Source organism: Comamonas sp. AG1104, assembly GCF_003350425.1.
Classification (GTDB): Bacteria; Pseudomonadota; Gammaproteobacteria; order Burkholderiales; family Burkholderiaceae_C; genus Comamonas; species Comamonas testosteroni.
The window spans coordinates 730,599-756,470 of the sequence record NZ_QQAS01000001.1 but is presented as its reverse complement, the minus strand read 5'-3'; the positions used below and the strand labels follow the sequence as shown (position 1 = coordinate 756,470).

The 25,872-nt window shown below is 56.7% G+C and carries 20 protein-coding genes; 13 read left to right on the top strand and 7 right to left on the bottom strand.

Annotated features, from left to right (window positions below; genetic code table 11):
* Positions 1-96 precede the first annotated feature (96 nt).
* Together DFO48_RS03270 and mobV are read left to right on the top strand one after the other, a co-directional pair.
* Positions 97-1,368 (top strand): site-specific integrase, encoded by a 1,272-nt coding sequence (locus tag DFO48_RS03270; protein ID WP_158545653.1) that lies wholly within the window; start codon positions 97-99, stop codon positions 1,366-1,368.
* A 1,047-nt stretch (positions 1,369-2,415) separates the two neighbouring features.
* Positions 2,416-3,546 carry a MobV family relaxase gene (gene mobV / locus DFO48_RS03265; protein ID WP_114862512.1) on the top strand — a complete coding sequence of 377 codons (1,131 nt, stop codon included), beginning with the start codon at positions 2,416-2,418 and terminating at the stop codon, positions 3,544-3,546.
* A gap of 21 nt (positions 3,547-3,567) precedes the next feature.
* Here mobV and DFO48_RS03260 read toward each other — a convergent pair whose 3' ends face one another.
* Positions 3,568-4,413 carry an HNH endonuclease gene (locus DFO48_RS03260; RefSeq protein WP_233506292.1) on the bottom strand — a complete coding sequence of 282 codons (846 nt, stop codon included), beginning with the start codon at positions 4,411-4,413 and terminating at the stop codon, positions 3,568-3,570.
* Positions 4,414-4,467: 54 nt separating this feature from the next.
* On the bottom strand, positions 4,468-4,800 hold the full coding sequence (locus tag DFO48_RS25095) for a hypothetical protein (protein WP_147282722.1): 333 nt from the start codon (positions 4,798-4,800) through the stop codon (positions 4,468-4,470).
* 490 nt (positions 4,801-5,290) lie between these two features.
* Between DFO48_RS25095 and DFO48_RS03255 the strand changes: the two genes are divergently transcribed.
* From DFO48_RS03255 to DFO48_RS03235, 5 genes are all read left to right on the top strand, one after another.
* Entirely contained in the window at positions 5,291-6,577 is a 1,287-nt protein-coding gene (locus tag DFO48_RS03255; RefSeq protein ID WP_114862510.1) for an efflux RND transporter periplasmic adaptor subunit, read from the top strand.
* A complete protein-coding gene (locus DFO48_RS03250; RefSeq protein ID WP_114862509.1) occupies positions 6,578-9,832 on the top strand; it encodes an efflux RND transporter permease subunit in 3,255 nt (1,084 codons plus the stop codon).
* A gap of 22 nt (positions 9,833-9,854) precedes the next feature.
* Positions 9,855-10,565 carry a protein-L-isoaspartate O-methyltransferase gene (locus tag DFO48_RS03245; protein ID WP_114862508.1) on the top strand — a complete coding sequence of 237 codons (711 nt, stop codon included), beginning with the start codon at positions 9,855-9,857 and terminating at the stop codon, positions 10,563-10,565.
* Positions 10,566-10,681: 116 nt separating this feature from the next.
* Positions 10,682-11,029 (top strand): rhodanese-like domain-containing protein, encoded by a 348-nt coding sequence (locus DFO48_RS03240; RefSeq protein WP_003079187.1) that lies wholly within the window; start codon positions 10,682-10,684, stop codon positions 11,027-11,029.
* 83 nt (positions 11,030-11,112) lie between these two features.
* On the top strand, positions 11,113-12,570 hold the full coding sequence (locus tag DFO48_RS03235; RefSeq protein WP_114862507.1) for a TolC family outer membrane protein: 1,458 nt from the start codon (positions 11,113-11,115) through the stop codon (positions 12,568-12,570).
* A 137-nt stretch (positions 12,571-12,707) separates the two neighbouring features.
* Here the strand turns inward: DFO48_RS03235 and DFO48_RS03230 are convergent, their stop codons facing one another.
* From DFO48_RS03230 to DFO48_RS03215, 4 genes are all read right to left on the bottom strand, one after another.
* Positions 12,708-14,006, bottom strand: coding sequence for a 3-deoxy-D-manno-octulosonic acid transferase (locus DFO48_RS03230; protein ID WP_114862506.1), 1,299 nt, complete (start codon positions 14,004-14,006; stop codon positions 12,708-12,710).
* A gap of 17 nt (positions 14,007-14,023) precedes the next feature.
* Positions 14,024-15,412 (bottom strand): phosphomannomutase/phosphoglucomutase, encoded by a 1,389-nt coding sequence (locus DFO48_RS03225; RefSeq protein WP_003079192.1) that lies wholly within the window; start codon positions 15,410-15,412, stop codon positions 14,024-14,026.
* 202 nt (positions 15,413-15,614) lie between these two features.
* Positions 15,615-17,507 (bottom strand): propionate--CoA ligase, encoded by a 1,893-nt coding sequence (locus DFO48_RS03220; protein WP_114862505.1) that lies wholly within the window; start codon positions 17,505-17,507, stop codon positions 15,615-15,617.
* Positions 17,508-17,883: 376 nt separating this feature from the next.
* Positions 17,884-18,486, bottom strand: a complete 603-nt coding sequence (locus DFO48_RS03215) for an isochorismatase family protein (RefSeq protein WP_114862504.1) — start codon at positions 18,484-18,486, stop codon at positions 17,884-17,886.
* Between the two features lie 377 nt (positions 18,487-18,863).
* Here DFO48_RS03215 and DFO48_RS03210 point away from each other — a divergent pair, with 377 nt between their 5' ends.
* From DFO48_RS03210 to DFO48_RS03185, 6 genes are all read left to right on the top strand, one after another.
* Positions 18,864-19,490, top strand: a complete 627-nt coding sequence (locus DFO48_RS03210) for a C40 family peptidase (RefSeq protein WP_034349623.1) — start codon at positions 18,864-18,866, stop codon at positions 19,488-19,490.
* A 197-nt stretch (positions 19,491-19,687) separates the two neighbouring features.
* On the top strand, positions 19,688-19,939 hold the full coding sequence (locus DFO48_RS03205; protein ID WP_034376093.1) for a GlsB/YeaQ/YmgE family stress response membrane protein: 252 nt from the start codon (positions 19,688-19,690) through the stop codon (positions 19,937-19,939).
* Positions 19,940-20,005: 66 nt separating this feature from the next.
* The gene (locus tag DFO48_RS03200; RefSeq protein WP_114862503.1) at positions 20,006-20,611 is read left to right on the top strand and encodes a hypothetical protein; all 606 of its coding nucleotides are present in this window, start codon (positions 20,006-20,008) and stop codon (positions 20,609-20,611) included.
* Positions 20,612-20,641: 30 nt separating this feature from the next.
* Positions 20,642-21,130, top strand: coding sequence for an EVE domain-containing protein (locus tag DFO48_RS03195; RefSeq protein ID WP_114862502.1), 489 nt, complete (start codon positions 20,642-20,644; stop codon positions 21,128-21,130).
* Between the two features lie 289 nt (positions 21,131-21,419).
* On the top strand, positions 21,420-22,832 hold the full coding sequence (locus DFO48_RS03190; protein ID WP_114862501.1) for an APC family permease: 1,413 nt from the start codon (positions 21,420-21,422) through the stop codon (positions 22,830-22,832).
* Positions 22,833-22,947: 115 nt separating this feature from the next.
* Complete coding sequence (locus DFO48_RS03185; protein ID WP_233506291.1) at positions 22,948-24,018, top strand: aromatic acid exporter family protein; 1,071 nt, start codon at positions 22,948-22,950, stop codon at positions 24,016-24,018.
* Positions 24,019-24,067: 49 nt separating this feature from the next.
* Here the strand turns inward: DFO48_RS03185 and DFO48_RS03180 are convergent, their stop codons facing one another.
* Positions 24,068-25,822 carry an amidohydrolase gene (locus DFO48_RS03180; RefSeq protein ID WP_114862702.1) on the bottom strand — a complete coding sequence of 585 codons (1,755 nt, stop codon included), beginning with the start codon at positions 25,820-25,822 and terminating at the stop codon, positions 24,068-24,070.
* Positions 25,823-25,872 lie beyond the last annotated feature (50 nt).

Sequence of the window (25,872 nt, the reverse complement as noted above, 5' to 3'; positions counted from 1 at the left end):
ATGCAAATTTCACAACTCTACAAACTTCCAAAGGGTGTTCAAAAGCTCACACGAACGACCAAAGAAGGCATCGTCGTCACATCGTACAGAGTGCAGATGAACCGTAAGGGCTTGCAGGTCAACAAGCTCTTTGCAGACCTTGAGACAGCCACAATCTTCCTCAATGAACAGAGGAAAAAACTAGGTTTAAAACCTATCCCACTTATATTTGATGTAAACAAATCGCTGGAGAGTTACGAAGGAAAACTAATTCTTCAGCGAATTTTAGGCACTGTAGAGCCTCTATTCTCAGATTATGTAGACCAGTACCTTAAGACATACATAGAGCCTAAATTCCCCAGCATCTGCCCCTTAATCAATGAAGAACAAAAAAGAAGGGCAATAAACAGGATTAGCTCCAAGCGATATTCACAATTATTTAAAACAGCAGACGATAAAAAACTTTATCGCCAGTATTACAACATCGTAAAATTCTTTGAAATCATCGGAAATCAATTCATTTTATTGGGAACTGATAAAGGTATTGGGGCTTTTCATAAAGTTAATACTGAAAAAAAGCGTTTAAACGATTGCACAATAGAAGAAATAACCCCTAATGTCCTGAATTCTTATATCGTTAACCGCACGGCAATGCAAAAACGGCGTGGAACGATTGAGCGAGAATTAACCTTTATCAGCAATATATTCAGAAATCTTAAATATTTTAATGAAAAATACATCTTACACGACAACCCTGTATTGAGGATTGATAAAAAATTATTGGGTTTTTCACAGAAGCCCAAGAAAAAATTCTTTAGGTTTGAAGAAGCGCAATTAGAACAATATCTAAGCGTTATTGACTCATACAGCAATAAAGATATGAGCCATATCATCAAGCTCATGCTATTCACTGGAATGAGGCGTAGCGAAGTAGTTCTACTTAGATGGTCTCAAATACACGAAAGCTATATTGAGCTAGAAACCACCAAAACAGACCCTCGAACAGTATTTCTCACAAAGAAAGCCAAAGACGTTCTAGCTCAAATAACAAAAAACCCAAAACAAGATAGATTATTTAAATACACTGTATCCGGCTTCGAAGGCTCATATACGAAGCTATTAAAAGCAAATGGAATGGAAGATATTACAGCTCATAAACTAAGAAAAGAAGCGGTTTCTAACTTCATTGAGCAAATTGGTGGACAGAACTCATTGCTAATCGCGGAAATTCTGGGAATTTCAAACATAAGACACTTGGAAAAGACTATTAAAGAAGTAGAAAAAGACCGCCCTAATCTTGAAACGCAAGAAGGCGTTTTGAAATCTATAGGACACAAAAACCCCAATGTAACTAGCAAGCACTATTTCTCACTCAAGAAAAGCACATAAAAAAGGAACCGAAAGGTTCCTTTTCAAATTCATATTTGACTTTTCAGAAAAATCTTATATAAATTTAATTAACAGTTTGGTCGCTGTAGTAGAAATATAATAAAAAAGATTTTATGAAAAGTCAAGTATTCATCTACACCCACAGCGAAACTGAAGGGTGTTTTTTTATGCGTCATTTAATTATCACGATTCGAAAAATACTCAGAAAACATTACAGCAGAATAGATTTTAAGCGTAGGCTAACTGGACTAGCCATGTCGTAAGACTAAAGCATCTTATGCAGTTAAACCTGTAACCTTGAAATACGCATTAAATACCTATTCTGTATAACTTATGGATTAGGTTCAGTATTGTTTAAAGACGGCGAGAATGGGAATTAAGCAAAGCCGTTAGGGAAGACTCAGAGCAGACCCCGCTTAAGTAGTTTAAGCACTACGAACTGCAAAACTGATACAGCTTAATAGTTATCAGTCCTAAACGACGGCGATATGCATAAGTGCATTTACACAAGTGCTTTTATACATATCGAGCCAGAGCAAGGAAAGTCAACAGCACAAAATAAAATCATTTTTCGATTGTTATATTTTGGGCTTTGGGTAGACTTTGCCTTCTCTGGCTCAATCATAATCTAATAATAAATTAGATTATGTATATCTATTGACATATAAGCATTATTAGCATTCCATTTATTATTTCTACTACGATTTAGTATATATATCTTTGGAGAGTGTCAATATTTTTACGCAACAATAAACAAGAATAAATAAAATTCACAAGAGCACCTTTATGGTGCTCTTTTTTATTTATAAGTACCCCACCCATCAGGGGCCATCTAATCTTGGTATTCTGGTATTTGATTTTTGCCAAAAAATCGTTATTCTTATAATATGTATATGCGTAAGGTATACACCCACTATACCTTCTGCGAAGGTGCGGGGTCCTGCGGACGCAAAATACCCTAACGCGCTATGCTTGTTAGGTCATTCATTTTGAGCGTTACTCTTACAAAATAAATAACCCTATAAAAATAATAACAGGAGTTTATTTATGAATTTTGCGTCATTAAGAATACAGAAGATTGACCAGGGCACCGAGACTGCCGCCCATAATCACAACTTGCGAGCAAGTGGAAGCAAGACAGAGCCGAACGTAAACCATTCTCGCAGCAGCGATAACGAGCTACTTCTCGGCAGTCGTGACACTGTTAAAACTCTCAATCAAATCATTGATGATTTAGATTTAAAAACAGCAGTTCGTAAAGACGCGAATCGCGCAATAGAGATTGTGCTTTCAGCTTCACCGGAATATTTTTACGATTTTGAAAAAGCCAGTATTACAAGAGAGCAGTGGGATGAGTTAATACCTGCAAACTATAAAGACCGAATGGATGTTTATTGGCAGAAACTCGCAAGAGTTCAAAAACATTTGAAAAAAGATAATTTTGAAAAGTGGAAAACTGATACTGTCGCTTGGGTACAAAATGAATTTGGTAAAAACGTTGTTAATCTTATCCTTCATATGGATGAGAAGACACCCCATATGCATTTACTTGTTGTCCCTGTTGTAAATGGAAAACTCACTGCAAAGCAGTTTTTTACCCCAGTTACTTCCACTAAATGGCAAGACAACTACAGCAAAGCAACGGGTCTAAGACGTGGCATCAGCAGTGAGAAAAAGCACGACGACAAGCTTGCCAATGCAATTAAGCAAGCAGAGAAAAAAGGCTATCGTCGAGGTTTAAAAGCTGGTAAAGCTCAGGCACTTAAAGAAGCTCAAAAACCATTAGTAAAGCTAGGAAATATGGCAAAAACCATTAAAACCGGCCTTTTTACTGGTTGGAATCAACTTACCCCAGCAGAGCAAGACGCACAGCGTGCCCTTAAAGAATATGACAAAAAATTGGAAGCCGAGAAATTAAAAAACCGACGAGAACAAGAAAGGCTACACAAAAAATATGAGGCTAGCCTTATACAAGAGCAGGAGCAAAGGAAGAAGGCTCAAGAAGCTTTTGATTATGTTCTAAAGGTTGGCGGTAGTCCTTTGAAAAAGAAACTAGATAAAGCCAATGAAACACCAGAACCCACACGCCTTAGCGTGCAAGAGCGTCAGCAAGTTCCAGAGGAACTAGCTCCCCCTTCTATCTTGAGAGAAAACATGCCTCTGGCATTCAAGAAATAATATAGCAGATGGATACTCTTATTATTTTTTTGCTTCTTTTTTAGAATACTCTTTTTTGACAATTTCAAATACCTTTGATACAGCATCTTCATGTTTGTCAAAATTTTCTTTATAGAAATAGAAAAATGCAACCCCAAAAACCGCTAACTCAATAAATATAAAATTATTACTAGAATGGAAGAAATGAAAGTTTTCATTTTTAGTATGGAGTACGCATAACGAGTTTAATCTTGGTACTTTTGATTTAACGCCCAGTACTTTTAGGGCAGAGCGCAAGTTAGAAAAAACTTTTGCTGGACTTGTATCCAATGGCCCTTGAAACATTGAAATTGGCATCTTCCCAATATATGGAATATATTCGCCACCCTTGACCCTATTCAATTTCCTGCGCAAATCAAGCACTTGAAATTTATACTCCAAACTTTCGAGCCAAATAATAATTAACTCTAGATTCTCTGAAGTAAATCCTTTTTCTTTGAAATCAGCTTTCTCAAATTCATGTTTAATATGTCTTTCAAGCGCACCTAAAAGATTGGTGTTGCAGTCACTGCAAGCAGGGACTGTTGTTTTATTGTAGGTTTGCTCGCTACCATTTGTTGTTGTTATAAAAAATCTTTCAGGGCAATGACTGTAGACCCATTGCGGAATTACATGCTCCTTGGTAAGGTTGTCGTCCGTACCACAAAATATGCAAATGTTTGCAGAATGGTCTTTTATTATTGTCTCGATAATTCTTTTCTGATTTATTCTAATTTTTTTTCGAAACTTAACAAGCTTTGCAAATAAACTCATTCCAGCGTTCCAATCCTCTAAGACCTGAAAAATAGCTTCGACTTTACCTAGTTTCTTGCAAGCCAAAAATCCCAAAAAATCACAAATAATTTCTTATTCAGCCTCTATTAAATTCGCTTGATAAATTTCTCAAAGGACCTCTTTAACTGCCTGCAAGATAAATCCTAAAGCGACTATAAGCATACCGAACCTAAAGTATTTATATGCTATTTTTTCACTCTTTCTTTGCAATGCACCTCCATCCATATATAAACCATAAAATGGAGGTTTTAGTGTCGCAACTGTTGCCCCAACGGAGTTGAGAAACAACCCAGCAACTGATAATATTTTAGGAAAAATATCACCTTGATTTATGTAAAAAAATGCAGGCCAAATAAAAAACGACAACAAAATCATTGATATGTGAGTTTTACTCCATTCAACCTCAATTTCTTTTGGGTACTCTGGTATCTCATCTTCCATAAATATTCTCACACCTTAGTCAAAGGAATTTAAATCTCATTCAACAGTTTAGCCCTCTCGGCAGGGTGGTCACCTGGCCTCACCTCCGGCAAGCCCATGCGACCTAAAATTAGTAGCAAAGCAAAAAATTCAAGTTATTTATTTGTGATAGCGACTGGTGAAAAAGACTGGAATTTCACAAATTATCACTTTACAAATTTCACAAACAATTGATTTTATTGAGTTTTTTATTTAAAAACAGATTCACTGCACCAGAAGCAACCTCCGCCCAGATAAATGGTTTCCGCTGCCATCACCGGCTCCTTGTTTTTAAGACGCGTCAAGCGTAGCTCAAATCAACTACCCATTTTCACCAATGACAGCGATTGCCGCCCCGCTATGCTGCAGGGCGCCCACTACACTGCTTGCTGCTTTGCAATACAAGCCGTTTACGGCGCACCTACCATGTGGCGCATAGAACAGAAAAACCTGCCTCAGAGGGATACACACCATGAAGCGTTCCGGCCGTTGGGCCTTGAGTCTGGCCCTCATCGGCTTGCTGGTCGTCATAGGCTGGCGCGCAGTCGTCAATCTGCAGCATAAAAAACAGGCCGCGAACCATGCTGCGGCTCCGCAGGAGCTGCCCATACAACTGGCTGCCCAGGAGGTTCTGACGGCCCAGCCCCTTCAGCTTGCTTTGAGCGTTCCGCTCAACGGTGTGGTTCAGGCGGTGAACTCGGCCGTGGTCAAGGCTTATGTCGCGGGCGAGCTGCGCGGCCTGACGGTGCGCGAAGGCGATAGCGTTCGCAAGGGCGAGCAGCTGGCGCGCGTCGATGCCACGGAGGCCGAGGCACGCTGGCGCCAGGCCCAGCAGCAGGCCGACGCTTCCAGAGCCCAGCTGGCGATTGCCCAGCGCAATCAGGACAACAATGCAGCCTTGGTACAAAAAGGCTTTATCTCCACCACGGCGCTACTGACCTCTCAGGCCAACCTGGATTCGGCCCGCGCCAATCTGGCCGCCGCCCAGGCCGCCGCCGATGCGGCCCGCAAGTCCGTCACCGACGCCGTCATCACCAGCCCCATGAACGGACAGATCGCCCAGCGCTTTGTCCAGAACGGCGAGCGCGTCGGTGTGGAAGCGCGCATTGTCGAAGTCGTCGACCCAGCCAAGCTGGAAATCATGGCCCAGCTCGCACCCGCAGATTCGGTACAGGTCCAGGTCGGCCAGATGGCCGAGCTGCAAGTACCCGGTGCCCCCCAGGATATGACCGCCATCAGCGCCAAGGTGGCGCGCATCAATCCCAGCGCCCAGACCGGCTCGCGCACCGTGGCCGCCTATCTGGCGGTACAAGAGAATGAGGCCGCCAAGAACAATAACAGCCAGCGCGCGCCCCAGTTGCGCCCCGGCCTCTTCTTGCAGGGAAGCATAACGACCGGCAAGGACAACCAACTGGCCGTGCCTCTGGCCGCCGTGCGCACCGACAAACCCCTGCCCTATGTGCAAGTGCTGCAAGCCGGCAAGCCGGCCGTGGCCGCAGTCGCACCGGAGCGTGCCCAGGAGATGGCCGGCCGCACAGAGCTTCGCGTGGTTCACAGGACCGTGGAACTGGGGCGCCAGTCCGCCCATGAAGGCGCAACCTGGGTGCAGATACTCAAGGGCCTGAATGCGGGCGACCGAGTACTGGCCGGCAGCACCGGCGGTCTGCGCGAAGGCACGCTGGTTGAAGCGTCAAGCCCGGCTGCGGTTGCTGCCCAAGGCGCCAAGGCGGCGGATGCAGATCGCCCCGGGAGCCCATAAATGTGGTTCACGCGCATCAGTCTGAAAAACCCGGTGCTGGCCACCATGCTCATGCTGGCCTTTGTGGTGCTGGGCGTTTTTTCCTACCAGCGGCTCAAGGTCGACCAGTTCCCGAACATCGAATTTCCCGTGGTAGTGGTGACGGTCGAGTATCCGGGAGCCTCGCCCGAGATCGTGGAGAGCGAGGTCACCAAGAAGATCGAGGAGGCCGTCAACTCGGTCGCCGGCATCAATGCCCTGACCTCACGCAGCTATGAAGGCACCAGCGTCGTCATCATCGAGTTCCAGCTGCATATAGACGGGCGCCGCGCTGCCGACGATGTGCGCGAGAAGGTCGCCTCGGTGCGCCCCACTCTGCGTGACGAGGTCAAGGAGCCGCGTGTCATCCGTTTCGACCCGGCCAGCACGGCTGTCTGGTCGCTGGCCGTGCTGCCAGACCCCCATGCCCTGCACGGCGAGACCGCCCCCGATGGCCAGAGCGTGACACCGCCCGATGCGATTGCACTGACCAGCTGGGCCGACCAGGTGTTGAAAAAGCGGCTGGAGAACGTGCGCGGCGTGGGCGCCGTGAACATGGTGGGAGCCACCAAGCGGGAAATCAATGTCTATCTAGACCCGCAGGCGCTTGAGGCCTACTCCATCACCCCCGAGCAGGTTGCCCAGGCGGTGCGGGCCGAGAACCAGGATCTGCCTGTGGGGGCGATCCGCTCCAAGGCCCAGGAACGCGTGGTGCAGATCGATGCCCGCATTCAGCGCCCCGAGGAATTCGCCCGCATCATCGTGGCCCACCGCAATGGCGCTCCGATCCGCGTCGGCCAGCTGGCCCGCGTGCAGGACGATGCGCAGGAGCTGCAGACCCTGGCGCTGTACAACGGCAGCCGTACCCTGCTGATGTCCGTTCAAAAAGCCCAGGACGAAAACACCATCGAGGTGGTCGACGGCCTGAATGCAGCGATCAAGGCCATCGCCCCCGAGCTGCCGCCCGGCGTGCGCCTGCAGGCAATTGCCGACAACTCGCGCGCCATCCGCGTGGGCGTGGACAACGTGCGCCAGACACTGATCGAGGGTGCCTTGCTCACGGTGCTCATCGTGTTTCTGTTCCTGAACTCCTGGCGCTCCACGGTGATCACGGGACTGACACTGCCCATCGCGCTGATCGGCACCTTCCTTTTCATGTACTGGTTCGGCTTTTCCATCAATATGGTCACGCTGATGGCGCTCTCGCTGTGCGTGGGCCTGCTGATCGACGATGCCATCGTGGTGCGCGAGAACATCGTGCGCCATGTGCAGATGGGCAAGAACGCCTACCAGGCAGCCATGGAAGGCACGCAGGAGATCGGGCTGGCCGTGCTCGCCACCACGCTTTCCATCGTTGCCGTATTTCTGCCCATAGGCTTTATGGGCGGCATCATCGGGCAGTTCTTCCATGAGTTCGGCATCACCATCGTGGCAGCCGTGCTGATCTCCATGTTTGTCAGCTTCACGCTGGACCCCATGCTTTCCAGCGTCTGGCATGACCCGGCGATTCACGCCCATGGCGAGCATGGCAGCAAAAGCCTGTACGACCGCACGCTGGGGCGCGTGACGGCCTGGGTGGAGCGCATGAGCGATCGGCTCTCGGACTTCTACCAGGGCATACTGCGCTGGTCGCTGGCCCACAAGCTGCTCACCCTGGCGCTGGCATTCATTATTTTCATAGCAAGCATCGCTCTTGTACCCTTGCTTGGTACCGAATTTGTACCCAAGGCGGACTTCTCGGAAACCTCGATCAGCTTCAACACCCCCGAAGGCTCCTCGATAGAAGCCACCGAAGCCAAGGCCAGACAGGTGACGGACATATTGCGCGCCTTGCCCGAGGTGCGCTACACGCTGACCACCATCAACACCGGCAATGCCAACGGCAAGAACTACGCCAATATCTATGTGCGCCTGGTTGACCGCCACCAGCGCAGCCGCAATGTGGACGAGATTTCTGCCTATCTGCGCCCCAGGCTGCAGGCGATTGCAGGCATCAAGCTCACCCACGTGGGCCTGCGCGAGGCCGTGGGCGGGCAAAAGCAGGTCGAGTTCTCGCTCATGGGCCCGGATCTGGACGAGCTGGCCCGCCTGAGCCAGATCGTGCAGGAGCGCATAGCCGACATTCCGGGCCTGGTCGATCTGGACTCCAGCCTCAAGCCCAACAAGCCCATGGTCAGTATCGCGGTCCATCGCGATGCCGCGGCAGATCTGGGCCTGTCGATAGGCAATATGGCCGGCGCGCTGCGCACCTGGGTGGCCGGCCAGACCGTGGGCAACTGGCGGGCCAGCGACGACCAGACCTATGACGTGAATGTGCGGCTCGAGCCCGAGGCGCGCACCACGCCGCAGGACCTGGAGCGGCTGCCGTTTGCACTGGCCACCGGAGATGGCGGCATGCGCATCGTGCGCCTCAACCAGGTTGCCAGCGTGGTGGACAGCACCGGCCCCAGCCAGATCAACCGCCGCAATCTCAACCGCGAGGTCGCCATCAACGCCAATGTCTATCTGCGCAGCACAGGCGAGGTCACGGCCGATATCAAGCAGGCGCTGGCCACCATTCCCATGCCGCCCGGCTACAGCTACCAGTTCAGCGGCGCGGCCAAGAACATGGCCGAATCCTTTGGCTACGCGATTTCCGCGCTGATGCTGGCGATCATCTTCATCTACATGATTCTGGCCAGCCAGTTCAAGAGCTTTCTCCAGCCCCTGGCTCTCATGACCTCGCTGCCCCTGACACTGATAGGCGTGGTGCTGGCCCTGATGATGTTCGGCTCGGCCCTGTCCATGTTCTCCATCATCGGCGTGGTCATGCTCATGGGGCTGGTGACCAAGAATGCCATTTTGCTGGTGGACTTTGCCATCCGCGCCCGCGAACCCCGCGTCAACGAGGTCAGCGGCCAGACCGAGCCGGGCCTGCCGCGCAACGAAGCGCTGCTGCTGGCGGCCCGCGTGCGCCTGCGCCCGATCCTGATGACCACGCTGGCCATGATCTTCGGCATGGTGCCGCTGGCGTTTGCCGTCACCGAAGGCTCCGAGCAGCGCGCCCCCATGGGCCAGGCCGTGATCGGCGGCGTCATCACTTCCTCGCTGCTGACTCTGGTCGTGGTGCCCGTGGTGTACTGCTATCTCGATGATTTTGCCAACTGGATACGCCGTAAATGGTCTGGCGCCCCCTCAAAAAGCGCTGAGCCGCCGCACGAAGCCTCCGAGGCTCGTAGAATCGATGGTTTGTCCTGATAAGTCTTTCCCCGGAGATACCATGGCCCTGCCAATGAATGCCCAAGTGGACCCGCGCGATGTGCACGCGCAGGCTCGTTTCAACATGATCGAACAGCAAATCCGTCCCTGGAATGTGCTGGACGAGTCCGTGCTGGAGCTGATGGGCAAGGTCCACCGTGAAGACTATGTGTCGCCCGAATACGCGAACATGGCCTATATGGACATTGAAGTCCCCCTGAAGGGCACTGCCGAAGAAGCTGCCGCCAAAGGCTGGCACATGCTGGCCCCCAGGATCGAAGCGCGCATGCTGCAAGACGTGAAGATCAAGCCCACCGACCGCGTGCTCGAGATCGGCACCGGCTCCGGCTACATGGCAGCCCTGCTGGCCGCCCAGGCCAAGGAAGTCGTGACGCTGGAGATCGACCCCGAGCTGGCCGAAATGGCCCGTGAGAATCTGCTCAGCGCCGGCGTCAAGAATGTCGAAGTCAAGCTGGCCAACGGTGCCACAGCTTCCCTGGCTCAGGGTGCGTTTGACGTGATCGTGCTCAGCGGCTCGGTGGCTCAGGTCCCCGACGCCCTTTACGCCCAGCTCAACGAAGGCGGCCGCATTGCCGCCATCGTCGGTCACATGCCCGTGATGCGCTTCACACTGGTGACCAAGAACGGCAACAACTTCGAAGTCCAGCAACCCTGGGATACCGCTGCCACACGCCTCGTGGGCTTTGAAGAGCCTTCGCGCTTCTCGTTCTAAACGCTTGTTGCGTTCGCCCTGCTTTATGCAACCGTCACTTCGGTGCATCCGGCAGGGCCTGTCTTTCAGTGTCAGGGCCGGCCCGCAGATTCGACGGCCGGCCGCCAGGAGTTTTTATGTTGACCCAGGTCTTGCCCGCCCAGTTCCAGCAATGGCTGGCCTCTCATGCCGCGAACGGCGTCAAGCCCGTTGTGCTGGATGTGCGCGAACCCTGGGAAGTCACCCTGGCCAGCATTCAGCCCGGTGAAGGCTTCGAGCTGCGTTGCATTCCCATGCACGATATCCCCGGCCGCCTGCAGGAGCTGGACCCCGACCACCCCGTCGCCTGCCTATGCCACCATGGCGCACGCAGCATGAGCGTGGCCGCGTTTCTGCTCAACAACGGCTTTGAGGACGTCAGCAACATCACCGGCGGCATTGACGCCTGGTCGCTCAGCGCCGACCCGGGCGTTCCCCGTTATTGAAAGATTGCCGGGCCTATTGCTCGGACAATCCAGAGCTTTGTTGAGTTTTCCGTTGTGATCGAGACCGCCCAACCCTGACATCTATGACCAAGCTGCCCAGGCCCCTGCAAGCCCCCTCCGCCCACGCTCTGCGTGCCATTTCCTTGGGAGTTTTGCTGGCATGGGCCGGCGCTCAGACACAGGCGCAGACCTTGTCCGAGCTGGTAGCCCAGGCCCGCGGCTATGACGCTTCATGGCAGGCCCAGCAAGCCGATGCGAGGGCTGCGGCCAGCCGCGCCGATCAAGCCCTGTCCGGGCTGCTGCCCAACGTGGGTCTGTCGGCGGGTGCCAACCGCACCCATGTGGACATCCATACCTCCGTGCCCCTACCCGGCATGGCCAGCAGCTTCAACAACACGCAACAGAACGTGCAGCTCAGCGCCCAGCAGCCGCTGTACCGTCCTGCCAACAAGATTGCCTACGAGCAGGGGCAGCGCGGCGTGGATGTGGCCCAGGCTCAGCTGGACGCCGCAGCTCAAAGCCTGATCGTTCGAGTCTCTCAGGCCTACTTCGATGTACTGGCCGCACAGGACAGCGTGCAGGTGGCCCAATCGCAAAAGCAGGCCATCAGCACCCAGCTCGAGATGGCCAAGCGCAATTTCGAAGTCGGCACGGCCACCATCACCGATTCACGCGAAGCCCAGTCACGCTTCGATCTGGTCACGGCCCAGGAAATCGCTGCGCAAAATGACCTGCAGGTCAAGCGCGTGGCCCTGGATCAGCTCGTGGGCCGAGTCGGCATTCAGCCCACGCCGCTGGCTGCGCCGCTGACCTTGCCAAGGGTGGAGCCCGACAATATGCAAGACTGGGTGGACAAGGCCCTGGCCGCCCAGCCCCAGTTGCGCCAGGCCCAACTGGCCCTGGACATCGCCCGACTGGACACGCAGAAGGCCGAGGCCGGCCACAAGCCCACCGTGGACCTGCAGGCCGGCTATGTGGTCAACCGTTATCCCAACGGCTCCATGACTCCATCCATTCCCCTGAGCTATCGCACCAACGCGGCCCAGATCGGCGTGGTCATGAACATGCCGCTGTTTGCGGGCTTTGCGGTGCAGAACCGCATCCGGGAAACCGTGGCGCTGGAGGAAAAAGCCCGCGCTCAGCTCGACGATGCCCGCCGCAGCGTGGAGCAGGCCACGCGCACCGCCTTCCTCGGCGTGCAGTCCGGCCAGGCCCAGGTCAAGGCGCTGGAAGCCGCGCTCGCTTCCAGCCAGAGTGCGCTGGAAGCCAACAAGATGGGTTATGAGGTTGGCGTGCGCATCAATATCGATGTGCTCAACGCCCAGAGTCAGGTCTACCAGACCGAGCGCGATCTGGCCAATGCGCGCTATCAGGTGCTGCTGGGCCAGCTCAAGCTCAGGCAGGCTGCGGGCGTGCTGACAGATGATGATCTTCGCAGCATTGACAGCCTGACTTTGCCAGCGCCGGTCGTTCAAAAAACCACGCCCCAAACACCCGCAGTACCTGCCCAACCTGTAGCGCACCAGCGTAAAGCACGTTAAGTAGCGAAACCGCCAGCTGGAACAACGGTGAAGCAATCGCTACTGAAACAATAGCTGTTAGCGCTTTATACAAACCATAATTTTGCTGTTTCTTATCTGAAATACTTGCTGAATCAGCGCAAGCAGCTCTTATTTCACTAGTTCATCAGCCGCACAATCGCATCCGCCGTAGCACCGGCTGCGCCGCGATGTTGCGTCATGAAGTCATGTGCTTTGGCGCGGGCGGCTTCCAGGTCGGCACCGTTCTGAACCCAGGCCAGCGCATCCTGCACGGCCTGGGCCATATCGGCACTGCGAATGGCTGCACCGGCCTGCACGGCCAGCTCAGACGCCTGGCTGAAATTAAAGGTATGCGGCCCCAGAATCACGGGCGTGCCACAGGCCAGCGACTCAATCAGGTTCTGCCCGCCCAGAGGCTCAAAACTGCCACCCATCAACGCCAGATGCGACATGGCGTAGTACAGCGGCATCTCGCCCAAGGAATCACCCAGCCAGATAGCGTTGGCCAGCGCGGGTGGCTGCGCTGGCCACTGGCTGCGCCTTGATACCGCAAAGCCCGCATCCGCAATCTGCTGCGCCACTGCCTCAAAGCGCTGCGGATGGCGCGGCACGATCAGCCATTGCACAGCCTGCATTGCTTCCGGCTGGCTTTTAAGCTGCTCCAGCAGCTGGGCTTCTTCGCCCTCGCGGCTACTGGCAAAGAGCACGACGGGCTTGCTCAAGCGCTGCTTCCAGCTCGCAGCCAGACTCAGCAAATGCTCGTCGGGCTGCACATCAAATTTCAGATTGCCCAGCACGGCGCTGACCTGCGCGCCCACATTACGCAGGCGGCGCGCATCTTCCTCGCTCTGTGCCCAGACGGCTGCCAGTGCACCATAGGTCGGGCGCGAAATCGCCCCCATCTTGAGCGCCCCCGCTTCGGACTTGGCATTGAGCCGCGCATTGGCCAGCACCAGGGGAATGCCTGCGTTGGCACAGCCTGCAATCAGATTGGGCCAGATCTCGGTTTCCATCAGCACACCCACGGCGGGGTGAAACTGCGCAATAAAGCGCTGCGTTGCGCCCAACGTGTCCCAAGGCAGCCAGACTTGAACATCGCCTGATTGGAGAAGCTTTGCGCCCTCTTCTCGCCCCGTCGCAGTGCTGTGCGTCAGCAGCAGACGCATAGACGGCATGCGCTCGCGCAAGGCCTTGATCAGAATGGCGGCAGCTCGGGTCTCGCCCAGCGACACCGAATGAATCCACACCCATCGGCCGCGTCCATCGCGCCCCAGATCTGCAGGCTGGTAATGGCCGAAGCGTTCAGGCACGGCCACGCCGTAGCCTGGCTCAGCCAGCGCTCTGCGACGCAGCTTGCGCCGCAGCAGCGGCTGCACTGCCCAGGCCAACGCACTGAACAGCGCACGGGCAAAGCTCATGGGAGCCGGTTTGGCCATGCTTGAGGCTGCTTCGATCAGTGCGCAGAAGCGCCCACCTGGGCGTCAGGCTTGACGCGCTTGAGCAAAGCCAGCATCTGCGCTTCTATGCGCTGCAAGGCTTGCTGTGTATGGCCTTCAAAGCGCAGCACCAGCACCGGCGTGGTATTGCTGGCACGGATCAGACCAAAACCGTCGGCCCAGTCCACGCGCAGGCCGTCAATGGTGCTGACCCGGGCAGGTTCAGCAAACTCCGTGGCAGCGAGCGCCTGCAGCTCGGCCGCCAGACGATGGGGCTCGCCTTCGGCACAGGCCACATTGAGCTCTGGTGTAGAGAAGCTGGTGGGCAATGCGTTGAGCAGTGCGCTGGGGTCGGTTTCGCGGCTGACGATTTCGAGCAGACGGCAGCCGGCATAAGTGCCATCGTCAAAGCCGAACCAGCGCTCCTTGAAGAAGATATGGCCGCTCATCTCGCCACCCAGCGGCGCGCCCAGCTCCTTCATGCGAGCCTTGACCAGCGAATGGCCGGTCTTGTACATCACGGCCTTGCCGCCGGCAGCTTCGATCTCGGGGGCCAGACGCTGGGTGCACTTGACGTCGAACACGATGGAGCCGCCAGGCACGCGTGAAAGCACATCCTTGGCGAACAGCATCATCTGACGGTCGGGGAAGATGTTCTGGCCGTCCTTGGTCACAATGCCCAGGCGGTCGCCGTCACCGTCAAAGGCCAGACCCAGCTCGGCATCGCTTGTCTGCAGGGCCTGGATCACATCGCGCAGGTTCTCGGGCTTGCTGGGATCGGGATGATGATTGGGGAAGTTGCCGTCGACTTCGGAGAACAGCTCGATCACCTCGCAGCCCAGCTGACGGAAGATGGCGGGAGCCGATGCACCGGCCACGCCGTTGCCGCAGTCCACCACAATCTTCATGGGCCGCGCCAGCTTCACATCGCCCACGATGCGGGCGGTGTAATCGGCCAGCACATCGGCGCGGCTGATCTGTCCGGCACCGGTAATCGTCCAGTCCTCGGACTCCATGCGCGCGCGCAAGGCCTGGATTTCCTCGCCATAAATGGCTCGGCCTGCCAGCACCATCTTGAAGCCGTTGTAATCCTTGGGGTTGTGACTGCCCGTCACCTGAATGCCGCTGGTGCACAAGGTGGCGGCGGCAAAGTACAGCATGGGCGTGGTGGCCAGGCCGATGTCGATCACATTCACACCCACCTCGGTCAGGCCCTGCATCAACGCAGCCGACAACGCGGGACCCGACAGACGACCATCACGACCCACCGCCACGGCTTTTTCACCGGCAACCAGCGCTGCCATGCCGAATGCGCGGCCGATGCCACGGGCGACTTCTTCAGTCAGTGTCGACGGCACGATGCCGCGAATGTCGTAAGCCTTGAAGATGGAGGATGCAACTTGCACGACAGCTCTTTCTCGAAGTTTTTCTATTTCATAGCGCCAGGCAACGGACCGCGTGGCGTGATCGGGCGATTTTAGGCTGCAAACAGCAAGGCCTGCGCCTTGATGGTCGCAGGCCTTGAACTATCGATTCGCCGCAATCCCGACACGCCGCCCCTGCGGCGCTAGCTGCGGGAGTGAAGCTGCGCAACAACCGTTGCGGAAGTTACAGCCGCTGTTGCACCTGGGCCAGGGCCGCCGGATCTTCCATGGTGCTCAGGTCACCGGGATCACGACCTTCGGCCACGGCCTGCAAGGCCCGGCGCAGCAGCTTGCCGCTGCGTGTCTTGGGCAGAGCCGTGACGAAAATCACACGAGACGGACGCGCAACCGCACCCAGACGCGAATCGACCAGCTTCATCACATCGGCTTCGAGGGCCTTGCTGGAGACCTCGTCTGCCACCAAGGCCGCATCGCGTACCACGGCAAAGGCCAGTGCAGCCTGGCCCTTGAGATTGTCGGCAACGCCAACCACGGCCACTTCGGCAATCTGGGCATGGGCAGAGATGCTCTCCTCGATCTCCCGCGTGCCCAGGCGATGACCCGCCACATTGATCACATCGTCGGTACGGCCGAGGATGAAGTAGTAGCCATCCTCATCGCGGATACCCCAGTCGAAGGTGCTGTAGATCAGCCGACCCGGAATGCTCTTCCAGTAGGTGTTGACAAAGCGGTTGTCGTCACGCCAGACCGTCTGCATGCAACCGGGCGGCAGCGGACCTTCGATCGCCAGCACGCCCTTCTGATTCGCCTGGGTCAACTCCTCGCCGCTGGCGTCATCGATGAGCTTGACGTTGTAGCCATAGACCGCCCGTCCCGGGCTGCCAAAACGCGTGGCCTGCTTTTGCACGCCGTTGCACAGCGTCATGATGGGCCAGCCGGTCTCGGTCTGCCAGTAGTTGTCGATGATGGGCTTGCTGATGGCCTGGCTGATCCAGGTCGCCGTGGGCTCGTCCAGCGGCTCGCCAGCCAGCCACAGGGCCTTGAGGCTGGAGATGTCGTAGCGCTTGAGGTAATCCGCATCATGCTTTTTGAGCACGCGAATCGCCGTCGGCGCCGAGAACATGTGCGTGACCTTGTATTTCTCGACAATGCTCCACCAGATGCCGGCATCGGGGTTGACCGGCAGACCCTCGTACATCACCGTGGCCATGCCCGCAATCAGCGGTGCATAGATGATGTAGCTATGACCCACGACCCAGCCGATATCGCTGGTGCAGAAGAAGGTCTGCCCGGCCTGGGCATCGAAGATGTGCGGCATGCTGGCCGCCAGCGCCACGGTATAGCCGCCCGTATCGCGCTGCACGCCCTTGGGCTTGCCCGTGGTGCCGCTGGTATAGAGGGTGTAGCTGGGATGGGTTGATTCCACCCAGACGCAATCCACCTGCGCATCCATGTGTCGGGCACGCAAGGCCGACCAGTCATGGTCGCGGCCCGCCTTCATGGGCATTTCGGCCAGTCCGCGGTTGACCATCAGCACGGCAGCGGGCTGGTGACTGGAATGCCTGAGCGCTTCATCCAGCAAAGGCTTGTAGGCCACGACGCGGCCGCCGCGCGAGCCCGCATCGGCACTGATGATGACCTTGGGTTCGGCATCATCGATGCGCGACGCCAGCGCGCCCGAGGCAAAGCCGCCGAACACCACGGAGTGAACGGCACCCAGACGCACGCAGGCCAGCATGGCAAAGCAGGCCTCGGCAACCATGGGCATATAGATCTGCACGCGGTCGCCTTTTTGCACACCCAGCGACTGCAGCACGGCAGCCATGCGATTGACCTCCGCATGCAGCTCGCGATAGCTATAGACCTTTTCGGTGCGGGTTTCGGTGGAAATGGCGATCAACGCATTCTGATCGCCGCGCGCTGCCAGATGGCGGTCAATGGCGTTATGGCAAAGATTCGTTGTGCCGCCCACAAACCATTTGGCAAATGGCGGGTTGCTGTAGTCACAGATCTGCTGCGGCTTCTGCTGCCAATCGATCAGACCGGCCTGCTCTGCCCAGAAGCCCTCGCGGTCATCAATGGAACGCTGATAAAAATCTTCGAAACGCGTGGTCATGAATATGTCTCCTTGACTCTCCGTCTTTTGCAGAGAGCTTTCTGAATTCATAATTATTCATAACGCGCTTGCCGAAAACTGACAGCACTTGACTATCGCACCAACGCCGCACCCGCGCCGCGTCAGAGCATAGGCCCCGAGCACGCTCAGTTCCTCGGTCCTCCTTGAAGCCCTCTTCCCGGATGTCGTGTCCGCCCCGCCATGGTGTAGAGCGTATGGCTCCTGACTCCTCGGTGGACATCCCATGAAGACGGAGTGCCAAGCCGGGCCGCAACTCCTGGGACCTGAGTGCCACAAGCCGAAAATGTGACGGTCGATGCGCAGCCCAAAGAAAAAGCGCCCAGAAGGCGCTTATTTCCTGAATGGCCGCCAGCAATTACTTGACCAGAGCCAGCATCTCCTTGAAAGCAGGGTCTTCGCAGGTGCGCAGCCACTCGAACATCACCATCTCGGTGGTCACCAGCTCGGCGCCGGCACCTGCCAGACGGTCAAATGCTGCATCCCGGTTACGCTCGGTTCGCGAGCCGCAGGCATCCGTCACCACCCACACATCGAACTCGTCTTCCAGCAGCTCCAGCGCCGTCTGCAACAGGCAGACATGGGTTTCACAGCCGGCAATCACCACCATATTGCGCTCGGGCGCCTGCTGCTGGGGCTTTTGCAGATGCTTGGGCAGGCTGCGCGCATTGCCGCCCTGGGGCTTGGCGGGAGGACGCAGCAATTCACCCAGACCCTCAGGAACGGCGCTGAAGTACAGTTTCTCCAGCGTCTTCTGGCACAGAGCCTTGAGCTCCGCATTGTTGGCGCCAAGACGCGAAGGGTTCTGCTCCGTTCCCCAGACAGGCACCTCCAGCAACTGCGCCATCTTGGCCAGCTTGACGGCATTGGCCAGCGCTTGCGCGCCTTCATGAATGACGGGCATCAGCTTGTCCTGGTAGTCCACCAGAACCAGTTGCGACTCGGAAGCTTCTAACAACATGGCAAATCTTTCTTAAAACTGTGTCAAGCCTGACGCAAAAAAAGGCGCAGCGCTTGCGCAAGACCGTCGTGCGATGGGCTGAGGAAGCCCGTCGCATCGGCTGTAATCGATGGCGCTATTGTCGCTGCAAGCGCATGCCAGGGCAGAAAGTCCGTCAATGCAACGCCTTTCGCATGTCAATACCATGAATTGGCGCATTCCCGACCCGCATTCACCAGAATGGGGAAATTACGTACTGCAATACGCTGCAAATTTGAGAGCAGCTCACGCAATAAGCTTATGCCCGCAGCTCACTTGCTGTGCCGCATCAAAAACCAAGAGAAAAAATTGGAAATAGAGCCCCCATCCTACAAATGAACGTGTTACCCTCACGCCCCATGTCCCGATGGCTTATTGCACTTCTATTTGTCGGCGTTACCTCAGCGCACGCGGCGCCTAGCGAGCAGCGTGACGACGACATGGCCCAGTTGCTGGTCAACCGCGGCCTCATCACCCAGTTGCGTGAAGCTCGCCACTCCGTGGCCGAGAAGACGACTGACTTCGTGCGCGAAGCACGTCAGAACGTGGCCGAAAAAACCTCCGATCTGGTGGTGACGGCCATGGGCTTCCTTGGCGTTCCCTATCGCCTGGGTGGGACCAACGCCGAAACCGGCTTCGACTGCAGCGGTTTCGTGCGCGCCATCTACTCCCAGACCATGGGCAAGGTTCTGCCTCGCGTCTCTGCCGAACAGGCCAATGCCACCCAGCAGATCGACCGCAGCGACCTCAAGCCTGGTGATCTGGTGTTCTTCAACACCATGCGCCGCACATTCAGCCATGTGGGCATCTACGTGGGTGACGGCAAATTCATCCACGCACCGCGCACCGGTGCCAGCGTGCGCGTGGAAAGCATGCAGACCTCCTACTGGGCGCGCCGCTTCGACGGCGCCCGCCGCGTCGAAGGCGCTGACGCCTCGGCAACCACGGCTGCTGCATATAGCGCCCTGGGCCCATTGCAGCCCTGATTCCGAATCGGGGCTTGACCAAAACGCCTGCTTTCTGCAGGCGTTTTTGTTTCGCCCTTGGGTCCCGATGTAGCACATGCCTCTGTGTGTTTTCACGCAAGAATCGCGCTCGCGCCTACATTCAGAATCGTCCGACAGAGTCGAACCGTCGGGCCGCGTAGAGTCACTTTCGTCAAAGCACCAACAGGGAACAGAATATGTCCATCATCGGAACCATCATCGTCGGCCTTATCGTCGGTTTGATTGCTCGGGCCATCAAGCCCGGCAATGACAGCATGGGCTGGATCATGACGATTCTTCTCGGTATCGTCGGCTCGTTTGTAGCTACCTATCTCGGCTCGGCCATGGGCTGGTACCAGCCCGGACAAGCCGCAGGCTGGATTGCATCGGTCATTGGGGCCGTGATTCTTTTGTTTATTTATGGCATGGTGCGCGGTAAGGCCAACTGAATCTGAATTCCGACCAAAAGGGGCCGACAAGCCCCTTTTTCTATTTCCGTCATCTCCTTATCGAATATGTGGAAAAAAGACCCGAGCTTCAGAAACCTTAGTGCGACCAGAGCGGAGCGCAAAGACATTGCCCAAGCCGCTGAACGGGCCCGCAAACTACTGAGAAGACGGGCACTCGTCAGCGCTGCCGCCAGTGCCATCCCCATACCCGGTCTGGACTGGGCTGCAGATGCTGCCCTGCTCGCCCAGCTCTATCCGCGCATCAACCAGGAGTTCGGGTTGACGCCGGAGCAACTCGACCAACTCACGCCAGGAAAGCGCGAGCAAGTCCAGAAAGCCATCGCCATGGTTGGCTCCGTGCTGATCGGCAAGTTCATCACCCGCGACATGGTGCTGCGCCTCGGCAAAGCCATGGGTTTGCGCATGAGCACCAGGCAGGCCGCCAAATATGTGCCGCTACTGGGCCAGCTCGCAGCTGCGTCCATAGGCTACGCGACGCTGCGCTATCTGGGCGAGCGCCATATTCAGGACTGTATTCGGGTGGTGGAAGAAGCCGAGTTGGACATTCCAGGCCGCTGGCTGGACACCCGAAATCTGCTGCAACGCAATAGCGATCTGGTGCGCAATTGGCAGCAAGACCGCGGTCCCTGGCAGCGCGACCGTGAAGACTGAGACAGCAACCTCCTCACAGACAATGCACCTATGAACGACAGCAGCCCCCAAGCCCATCGTTACTGGCTCATGAAGAACGAGCCCGACGAGTACTCCATCGACCATGCTCTGGCATCCCCCGAGCAGACCATTGCCTGGAATGGCGTGCGCAATTACCAGGCACGCAATTTCATGCGTGACGATATGCAGGTGGGTGACGGCGTGCTGTATTGGCATTCCAGTTGCGCCGAACCCGGGATTTACGGCATTGCCCGCATTGCCGGCAATCTGCGCGTGGACCCTTCCCAGTTCGACCCTGCGGACCCCTATTACGACCCAAAGTCCCAGACAGACAAACCGCGCTGGCTTATGCTGGATGTGCAGGCGCTGAAAAAGATCCGCCCACTGCTGATGCCGGAGCTACGCGAGCAACCTCAACTGGCGCAGATGCGCGTGCTGCAAAAAGGCAATCGTCTCTCCATTACCCCCGTGACCGAAGCCGAATGGCAATGCATTCAGTCTCTGCTGCAAGGGAGTTGAGGCTGAGCATGTGCATGCTCTTCCAGTCATAGCAAGCTGTGCTGATACCGGCGTGAAATTAATGTGATTTTCATCATAAGCAATCTCGGGAGTAACAAAATCCGATAATGCCGGCTTTTCGTTGCTGCCCGACCCAAGGCTCAGCGGAACCCAAGAACGGCGCCCTGCTTCAGGGTATGTCCAAACCATTGATAACACAGTGGCAAACAAGCTGAGACTCATCTCTGCGGCGCATTGCCACGCGCAGGCCGGTGCGGGTTTTGTGCCGGCTCTCTTGTTCTTGTAGAAGATGACTGCACTGACTGATCGCCCTCCCTTGGCAGCCTCGACCACCTCCCCCGCTCGCCTGCAAAAGACTCTGCTGCTATGGCATGTGGTCATCATCGGCCTGGCCTATATCCAGCCGATGACATTGCTGGACACTTTCGGCATGGTCTCGCGCGATTCGCTGCAGCATGTGCCCACCTCCTACTTCGTTGCCTTGCTGGCAGTGCTGCTGACCTCGCTCAGCTACGGCCACATGATCCGGCGCTACCCCTCCTCGGGCTCGGCCTACACCTATGCGCAAAAGGCCATTCACCCCAATGTGGGCTTCATGGTGGGCTGGTCGTCGTTGCTGGACTACCTGCTCTCGCCCATGGTCAATATCTTGCTGGCAAGGATCTATCTGACCTCCATGTTCCCCGAGGTCAACCACTGGGTCTGGATCTTCGGCCTGACCGCGCTGATGGTCTGCGTGAATCTGCGCGGCATTCGCTTTGTCGCCCATTTCAACGGCTTGATCGTCTTCTTCCAACTGCTCATCATCGCCATCTTCACCTGCATGGTCTGGCGCGATCTGCATGCAGGCCGCAATGCCCTGGGCGCGATTGCCGAACATGGCGGCCAGGGCCTGTGGACGCTGTCGCCCTTCTGGAGCTCCCAGGCCGAAATCGGCGCACTGATTACGGGAGCCACCATTCTCTGTTTTTCGTTCACGGGCTTTGACTCGCTGAGTTCACTGGCCGAAGAGACCCACGACACCCGAAACACCTTGCCCAAGGCCATTTTTCTGACGGCGCTGATTTCCGGCCTGATCTTCATCGCGGCCACTTATTTTCTGCAGCTCTATTTCCCCGGCAACCCGAAACAGTACTTCGAGGCTGTGGACGAAACCCAACCCGAGATCCTCTACCTGGTGGGCGGAGCACTGTTCAAGTCGGTGGTGCTGTCCTTTGCCATCGTCACCGTCATGGCCTCGGGCATCGCGGCTCACGCGGGTGTATCGCGCCTGATGTATGTGATGGGCCGCGACGGCGTGATCCACAAGCGCTTCTTCGGCCATATCAGCCCCAAGTCCTTCACGCCCTCCTACAACATTGTGCTGGTGGGCGCGGTGGCACTGACCGCTGGCTTTCTGAGCCTGGAATATGTGGTCGCCCTGATCAGCTTCGGCGCGCTGACGGCTTTCAGTTTTGTCAATCTGTCGGTGCTGGCTGAATACATGTGGCGCCAGGGCCGCTGGCACAGTCCAGGCGACCTGCTGCGCTATCTTGTCACCCCGGTGCTGGGCTTCATGAGCGTAGGCGCCATGTGGCTGGAGGTGGAGCCCCGCTCGCTGAGTTCGGGCCTTATCTGGGGCAGCATCGGCCTTGTCTATCTGGCCATCATCACCAGTGGCTTTCGCAAGACCCCACCCCAGTACGACGACTCGGCGGACTGATCCGCCGGCCTGCATTTTCGGATGGCGTGGCGTATTTCCCACAGGGCAATCTCGCCGCGCCCTCTAACATCCTTGAATCGGAGTCTGATCGACCGCCATGCCAAGGAGTTTGAGATTGCGCTGGAGCACCCCGTTCATGCTGGCCTGGCGTCGTGCCAAGACCACTTTTCCATCGCGGGCCAGGCTGGCCCTGCGTGATGCGATTGCTGCAGCACTGGCCAGCATGCTGGCCTGGGTCATCGCCCAGCAGCTTTGGGGCCATCCCAAGCCTGCCTTCGCCGTGGTCACCGCCGTGATCTGCCTCGCCCCGGGACTGCCCAGCCATCTGAAACAGGCGCGTAGTCTGCTCATAGGCTGCACATTGGGCATCGTGATCGGCGATCTGCTGTGGCAGTTGCCCGAGCAGCATCTGTTGCTGCGCATGAGTCTTGGCGCATTCCTCTCCATCCTGCTCGGCGCCATCATCGGCCCCGCACCCGTGGTGCCTATTCAAGCCGGGGTCTCGGTGATTCTGGTGCTGGTGCTCGGCCCGAGCATGGCGGGCGGAGCGCGTCTGTTGGACGTCACGGTCGGTGCTGCGGTCGGGCTTATCTTCAGCCAGGTGTTGCTGACCTCCAATCCCATCAAGGATATGGGCCGGGCCGCCTCGATCTTTCTCAAGCAGCTTGCCAACGGTCTGGATCTGATTCTCAAGGCCTGCCAGCAGCAAAAAGCCGATGCGGCCGAAACCGCCCTCGGCCAGCTATCACTGGCCCATGAATCGCTGGCAGCCCTGCGCGCCGCCGTAGGCCAGGCCCATTCCTCGCGCCGCTGGTCCCTGCGCGGACGACTCAATGCAGAGCGACTGGCTTTTGTCACCCGCCGCTATGACCGCCATGCCGTGCGCGTCTATGCCACGGCTCTGCTGCTGGCCGAAAGTCTGAACCGTGCCACCGCCCACACCGGGAAGCCGCCGCCTGCGGCGATGGCCGACTACTGCCGCTGGCTGACGCATGCCTGTCTCGATCTGGCCAACCAGCCAACCGTGGTCGCGCTCAAGGCCGATGATCCACTGGCGATCATGGATAGCTGCCCTGCATCAACTGCACCGATGGAAGTACTTCAGCCCGAATGGCTGCTGGTGCATGAAAACGCCCAGCAACTGGAGCGTGCATTGCGCGCCCTTATCGGCTCGCGCGATGCGTGAAAAAACATTCACCCAAACGAACACCTATCAATCGCAAGCAGCCCTCAAATCAGAAGTTTGCCCCGTCGCGCTTGTAAACCGTGCGCCCTTCCTTGATGGTCTCCAGCACCTGGAGACTGGCAAGCTGATGAGACTCCACGGTCAGCGGGTTGTCCGAAAGCACGACCAGATCAGCCAGCTTGCCGACTTCGATGGAACCCTTGCGGTCTTCCTCGAAATGCTGGTAGGCCGACCAGATGGTCTGCGCCTTGAGCGCCACCCAGGGCGAGACGCGATGCTCAGGCCCCAGCACGCGGCCCGAACGCGTGGTGCGATTGACGGTGGCATCGAGCACACGCATCGATGACGGCAGAGCAACAGGTGCATCGTGGTGAGAAGTGAACACCATGCCCTCGCCCAGCACCCAGCCTGTCGGCGAAATGTTCTGCGCGCGCGGATCGCCGAGCACCGAATCATGGTGCCAATCGCCCCAGTAAAAGGTATGCATGGGAAACAGCGATGGGAAAATGCCCAGCTCCTTGAGCTGGCTCACCTGGTCCCGCCGCAGCGTCTGTCCGTGGATCAGCACAGGGCGAACGGCACGCGCCTGCTCCACCGGGCCGCTGGCACGTACAGCTGCGATGAACTGATCGATCGCCGCGTCACCGTTGCCATGCACCAGAATCTGCCAGCCATTGTGAATGGCCTTGGCCACCTGCTCATTGGCCCTGACATCGCTGAGCACTCCGTAGCCACGATAGCCGGGCTGCTGGCCATCGGGCGGCACCAGATAGGGCTCGGTCAGCCAGGCGGTCTTGCCCTGGGGCGAGCCATCAAGCGTGAGCTTGACACCGCCAATGCGGAAGCGATTGGTATAGCTGCGACTGAACTTGAGCTTGTTGGCCAGCGCGCCGTCGCCCAGTTGCAGTATGTCGGGATAGGACACCACGTCGATGACCAGCCGACGCGACTCGGCAGCCGCCATGGCCGAGGCAATGGCGCCTGCGTCGGAGCGACCGTCCTGCACCGTGGTATAGCCGAACTCCAGATAGAGCTGCTGGGCTTTTTCCAGCCAGTCCATGGATTGCTCCAGCGTGAGCTTGGGCATGATCCTGCCCAGGCTGTGGAAGAAGGCGTTCTCCTCCAGCACCCCGTTGGGCACCGGGCTGCCGGCACGGCGGCGGATCACGCCGCCCTCTGGATTGGGAGTGCCGGGACCGATGCCGGCACGGGCCAGGGCCGCGGAATTGAGTGCACCGAAGTGCCCGGACTGGTGAATCACGGCAATCGGCAAATCACGCGAAACGGCATCAAGGTCGTCGCGTGTGGGATGGCGTCGCTCCTGAAGCTGGGAATCGTCATAACCAAAGCCGAGCACGATGCCCAGCTGTTTGACCTCGGGCGAAGTCTGGATGTATTCACGCAGCGTCTGCTGCAAGTCGGCGATAGAGGCGTTGCCGCCGTCGGGCGGGGGCAGCAGATTGGCAGAAATTGCCTGCAGCCCCACGCCGCCGATATGGCTGTGCGGGTCCACAAAACCCGGAATCAGCGTGCGCCCCTGCAAGTCCACCATGCGCGTGGCAGCGCCGCGCAAGGCCTCCAGCTCCTGAGCCGAGCCAATTGCAGTAATCATCCCGGCGCTAACGGCCACGGCCTCCACCTGAGGCTGTGCGTCATTCATGGTGAGAATCGGGCCGCCGTAATAGATCAGCTCGGCCGGCTTGACCGCCGTCTTGGTACGACGCGAGGCACAGCCCGCGAGCCAGGGCGTTGATGACAATGCCGTCAGCGAAGCTGCGGTGGCGAGAAACTGGCGCTTTTGCATCATGGACCTCCACAAGACTGCAGCGTAACCGCAGTTCAGACTCGAATCAT